This is a genomic window from Filifactor villosus, from assembly GCF_042652965.1.
In the GTDB taxonomy this organism is placed as follows: Bacteria; Bacillota; Clostridia; order Peptostreptococcales; family Filifactoraceae; genus Filifactor; species Filifactor villosus.
This window is the reverse complement of sequence record NZ_JBHSHL010000064.1, coordinates 1-787: the sequence shown is the minus strand read 5'-3', so window position 1 is coordinate 787 and position 787 is coordinate 1. Positions and strand designations below refer to the sequence as shown.

The 787-nt window shown below is 47.6% G+C and carries 2 protein-coding genes; both read left to right on the top strand.

What is annotated here, in order from left to right:
* Positions 1-302 (top strand): hypothetical protein (locus ACFO4R_RS11900; protein ID WP_379789436.1); only part of this gene is annotated, 302 nt, incomplete at its 5' end.
* A complete protein-coding gene (locus ACFO4R_RS11895; RefSeq protein ID WP_379789434.1) occupies positions 299-754 on the top strand; it encodes a regulatory protein GemA in 456 nt (151 codons plus the stop codon). The genes ACFO4R_RS11900 and ACFO4R_RS11895, both read left to right, overlap by 4 nt.
* Positions 755-787: the final 33 nt, after the last annotated feature.

Sequence of the window (787 nt, the reverse complement as noted above, 5' to 3'; positions counted from 1 at the left end):
ATGGGCGGTTGACGGGGAAGGTCTCTCCGGCGATCCTGGAGAGGGAGGTAAAATATTGGGAGAAGTTCAGTGTGGATGTGGTGATCGAGGCGCTGCGGATCCACATTCGGGACTATCCGGCACACAGGGAGAGTTATACCCGAGGGATCATGAGAAACCTTCAAAATCAAGGGTTTCGAAGGAAGCCGCAAAGGAGGGCTCAAGAATATAGAGGACTATCAGGAGCATCACAGGATATGGATGAGGAACTAAGGAAAGAACTTGAGTTACTGAACGATCTTAGAGAGGACTGGGTAGAATGAAGGCGAATCAATATAAGAACAAAGAGATCAATCGAGCTCAGATTAACAAAATCTGGGCAAGTGCAGCAGAGCGGGGCATGTCAAAAGAGGACCTCTATGCTCTGATTTTCTCCGTCGCAAAAAAAGAGAGTATGAAGGCGCTTACTTGGATAGAGGCGAATGCAGTGATCAATCGGATCGTCGGAGCGGAAGAGAGCGAGATTTATCAAAATAAGGTAGGAAGACAAAGCACGGAGCGGATGCGTCGGAAGATACACATGCTGGTCAAGACGCTGGGTTGGGATAATAATCCTGCTCGAATTCAAGGTTTTTGCAAGAAGATGTTTGGCGTGGAAAAGGTAGAGTGGTTAAGCGCAAAACAGTGCTATCAACTGATCGAGGCACTGAAGAAAATAATAGCACGAGAGGAGGCAGAAAATGAAGATCATCAAGCACCCGGAGCTGAAGTTTAAGCCGATGCAAAGGGTCGAAAAGTCGGAGAAGCG

Coding starts and splice junctions, on each gene's coding strand:
- ACFO4R_RS11895 (WP_379789434.1), top strand. CDS start 299: ATGAAGGCGAATCAATATAAGAACAAAGAGATCAATCGAGCTCAGATT.